Raw genomic sequence first — 4,298 nt, forward strand, 5'->3', positions numbered from 1 at the left:
CAGGTATTGATGTTTACCGGCACGCTGTTTTTCCATTACTTTGGTGAAATAATTCCAGGTAATTCTGCTGATTACAACTAATGCAAACGATATCTGATCGCGTTGACGATTACCTGCTGCAGGAGCGAATGATATCCAACATGCTGGATACAACTATTGCTCTTGCGCAAGCGGTTGCCGCCACGGTGCTTTATGCCGGTTATGCCGAACTTCAAGCGCATGTTGATGCTTCGCCAGTGCCGCAAATCACGGCTGATACCGAGTTAAACGACTCTGAATGGGCATTAATACGGCCATTATTCGTGCTCTACATGGAGCGTGAAACGGCCACCCATTTGGAAGCAACGCGGGGGCTTGGTGTTGAGCCGTTCGGCAGGTCGTCAAGCGAGGTAGGGCAGGAAATCATGCAGTATGAAATGGAACTGCCCAAAAAAGCGTTTGTGCGGGAAGTTATAACGGTATAGCCAGGTGATTTTATATCTTAACAACGGCAACCAGATTCGAGGCGATCTCATAAAGTCAGCCGTCGTTCGTTCTGACATGTCGCCGATACCGGTAACGCTTGAAGCCGAGATCCGTATAGATGAAGACATGGCCGACCGGCTGGCTGAAGGTGAAATAATCACCCTGGGCGGTCAGGGCGATGAATTACGTATTATCAAATCGACCAAAGTGCTTAACCGGGTGTCGCAAGGCAGGCGTGAAATGGATGCAATACAGATAACCGCGCTATTGAATGCATGCCATACCGTTTCGTTTGTCCGGGGCAGGGCAATTATCAAGGAAAACGTATCTCTGTCGTCGCTGTATAGAGCTGCAGGCGCGTCAATCAAGTCGGTTGATGGTGACTTCCCTGTGCCGCGTTTCTATTGCCTGGTAGGTGACACTCCGAGTTTTCATATCAACAGGGTGCTGCAAGAAGAGGGTGGCATTGTGCGCTGGAAAGATGGCAGGCTGGCTTTTTTCAGGCTTGCCGATTTGTTCAGTCAGGACCCGTCAATGGATCTGCCGGACAATGCATCCGATGACATTGATAGCGGCTTTATCGAGCGGCATGAAATACCCTGGTTTTACTCATTGAAAGACGACGCAAGTTTTGTATTTGGCAACCGTCAGGATGCCAGGAGCGTGCGGTATGCGCCCTTCAAGAACGTGCAGCGATTGCGCAACATGTCAACGTGCCTTGTGCAGCGTAAAACATCGAAAATAAACCTTGCTGCCGGGATTGTGGCCGGTGATCTGGTCAATATAGTGGGCGCTGATCCGCTGTGTGTCATCACCGCAGCACACGCCTTTTTCAGTGGTACGGATGGCAGTGGTAGTGACCAGTACACTAAACTTTGGCTAGGAGATTTGCAGGAGTGAACGAGTACGGATACATGCCCGGTATCTATCCGGGCATAGTCAGATCATACAATCAGGAACGCCGTACATGTCGTGTTGAGATTCCGGGCTCGACAGATGGCGGTGATGTTTTGCCGGAAGCGGAAATCAAGTATTCAATCGGTGACAAATCCCGTGATGGAGAATTCACTACCGAGATTGAGATTTTGCCTGGCGATACTGTATGGATTCAGTTTATAGGTGGCGACTCCAGATATCCGGTAATAACCGGCTATCGAAATCCGCAAGCTGGTAACTCAGTAGATTATCGCAGATGGCACCATGAAAACATCGAAATGCTTGCGAATACGCTGCTCAATGCCTTGTCAGGATCTGATACCCGGATAAAAGCCGGTACTGACGTTCAGATACAAGCTGCAGCGGATGTGTTGCTAAAAGCTGCCGCCCAGGTGCTAACGCAATCGAACGGCAAGACAGAGATCAAGAGCGTGGACAGGGTGTTAATTAAGTCTGTCAGTTCTCAGATTGTTCTCGAATCAGCAACAGGGAAATTGATTATATGACAAGCAGCATTCCAGAATTTGATTTGCCTCTCGAGCCCGGCAGTTACCCTACGTGCTCAAGCGAAATGAAGGGGCTGGTGTTTAATGTCCAGAAGTGTGAAGACCACGACCACTGGATACTGTTTGACAGCACCGGGACTATTGTACTGAACGCAGCTGATGACATAACAATAGCCACTATCACAGACGTTGATATAACCGCAGTCAATGTAAATATGAGTGCGGAACTGTTTATCCCGGTGGTTTCACCGGTGCCGGCAACAAAAGCGGAATGCGTTGAGAACGGCATTATCAACGTGAACAAGCTGCTTACCTACTATCTAAACAACAATTAACTAGGGAATCTAAAATGAACAAGTTACTATTCAGTTTCCAGGATATGGCGACCGGCGACAAGGCCAGCAAGATTATCGAAAGACAGTTCTCTCGCAAGGGTGCGAATGTTGTACAGAGTGACGTTACAACCAGCGTAAAACGTGCGGCTGGCGTTAGTTATCGTGAAATGATGCTCACTTTTGCCGACTCGCAGACCGTGACGCTTCGCGTAAAGCAGACCGGCGATATCTTTCAGGTATTGCTGAACAAAAAGCCGCTTCCTATCAAAAATCAGGATGACCATGAGGCAGCGGTCAATGAGATCGTTAAACTGATGGATGCTGGCCGCGCGAAATTCCAGAAACTGCTTGCCAGAACCAAGGTCAAGCCGCCCGCAGGAATCCGTACAGCTGCGCCAAAAATGGAACAAACGTTAACCGAAAAACGCGATGCGTTGAAGGAGGCAATCGACATTGTTAATGGGGAAATCGCAGAATTAAGAGAGAAGCTTGCAGCTTAACTATTAGTAACAAACCGGTTTGAGGCTCATATCGATGCAAATATGAGTCTCAACGAATAGGAAAACCGCCCCATTTAGCCCTTCCCGAGAGCATAAGATTCAACACTGAATTTACAAATTTAGAATGTTGACTTTATGCCTATATCACACGCCGAATTGGAAGAATACGCCCACAGCGGCGCGTTTGGCCATAACTCCACCTCGACACCCACTGACGCCCAATGCAAGGCCGGTAATTACAAAATGGGGCGTTTCAGTCTTCACGGCATGCCGATTGCTATCGAACAACCCCGTAACATGTACCGCACAGGCATAGACGAGAAAACCGGTAAACGCTGGACTTCTCGACTTGCGGCTCATTATGGGTACCTGAGCGGCACCAAGGGCGCAGACGGTGACGGCGTTGATTGTTTTGTGGGCGTTTGCCCGGATGCCGAGTACGTGTACGCGGTCAACCAACACATCAATGGTCGCTTCGACGAGCATAAGATCCTTATCGCTTTTTATGATCAGGAATCCGCTGTAAACGCCTATATGGGAAGTTTCGAGCGCGGCTGGAACGGCTTAGGCAGCATTGTCCGGATGACAGTGCCACAACTTAAATGGTGGCTTAAAAACGGTGATAAAAGCCGCCCTATCAACAAAAACGACTTACCACATGAAGGACTGGAAGCCATGACACAAAGAGTCTACTGGAATAACGATGCCATGCCACTGAATGGCCGCACGCTTGACCATGTTTTGTATGAAATACGCAGATCCGATTCAAGCGAAAAGCTGATTATGGACCCGGTAACAATACAGGAAATTATTGAGGACTCTGAAGGCGTCCTGGCATTCGATGCGCTGGTTACACCATACGCGAAACTCGAGCGCAAGATGGAAATACTGCAGGGAATCATGGAGCGCACAGGCAAGGACCTGAAGCCGGTATCGATGCAGATTTCCGAGCCGTTCAAACGCAACAATGTCGCAAATGTAGCGGTTGTTTACGAACTGTCTGACGGCCAGACAATAACTATCTACCTGCACAATCCGGATGTTACGCCTCAGAAAATGGCGGCAACGGATGAAGTTATCTCCTGGAAGTGGATGCTGAATAAAAAGGATATAACCATCGTTGTAGCACCTGAGCGCGGGCAGGATTTGAATGTGCGCGAGGTTGCGCGTCGCATCATGAAACTGGCCGAGAAAAACAGCGCAGGATTCGCGCGCGCGAACGCGAAACGCGCAGAGCGCATGCAAAACATCCAAAGCCTGAAAGATGAAATCGTGTCGCTGGAAGCGGAGCTCAAAAAGGCGGAAAACGAACGCGACGCACTCAAAATCGAAGTTGAAGACCGGGACAGAAGCCTTGAGGATATGCATATTGCGGTCAGAGAGGCACTTTCCAAACGCGGCTGGAATGGTTTTGAGGATGGTTCAGCCATGACCATGGGTAATTATCGTGTATCCGGAAGCAGTAATGACCAATTCACAGTCGAATTGCTGGATAAGGAATCCAGTGTTTGGGAGGACGTTGGGACGGTTAAAACCGATCTTGGCAAGACCGCAGA

At 49.1% G+C, this 4,298-nt stretch carries 6 protein-coding genes; all 6 read left to right on the plus strand.

The window, feature by feature from the left end; translation table 11 throughout:
* Positions 1–80 precede the first annotated feature (80 nt).
* Positions 81–464, plus strand: coding sequence for a hypothetical protein (locus tag BMX44_RS16155; RefSeq protein WP_090634943.1), 384 nt, complete (start codon positions 81–83; stop codon positions 462–464).
* Positions 465–468: 4 nt separating this feature from the next.
* A complete protein-coding gene (locus tag BMX44_RS16160) occupies positions 469–1,365 on the plus strand; it encodes a hypothetical protein (RefSeq protein ID WP_143056986.1) in 897 nt (298 codons plus the stop codon).
* On the plus strand, positions 1,362–1,907 hold the full coding sequence (locus BMX44_RS16165; RefSeq protein WP_143056987.1) for a hypothetical protein: 546 nt from the start codon (positions 1,362–1,364) through the stop codon (positions 1,905–1,907). Before BMX44_RS16160 ends, BMX44_RS16165 begins: the two co-directional genes overlap by 4 nt.
* On the plus strand, positions 1,904–2,242 hold the full coding sequence (locus BMX44_RS16170; RefSeq protein WP_090634950.1) for a hypothetical protein: 339 nt from the start codon (positions 1,904–1,906) through the stop codon (positions 2,240–2,242). Before BMX44_RS16165 ends, BMX44_RS16170 begins: the two co-directional genes overlap by 4 nt.
* A gap of 14 nt (positions 2,243–2,256) precedes the next feature.
* Positions 2,257–2,742 (plus strand): defense against restriction DarA-related protein, encoded by a 486-nt coding sequence (locus BMX44_RS16175; protein WP_090634953.1) that lies wholly within the window; start codon positions 2,257–2,259, stop codon positions 2,740–2,742.
* Between the two features lie 135 nt (positions 2,743–2,877).
* Positions 2,878–4,298 (plus strand): defense against restriction DarA-related protein (locus BMX44_RS16180; protein WP_218144000.1); only part of this gene is annotated, 1,421 nt, incomplete at its 3' end.

This window comes from Nitrosomonas marina (assembly GCF_900110145.1).
GTDB classification, from domain to species: domain Bacteria; phylum Pseudomonadota; class Gammaproteobacteria; order Burkholderiales; family Nitrosomonadaceae; genus Nitrosomonas; species Nitrosomonas marina.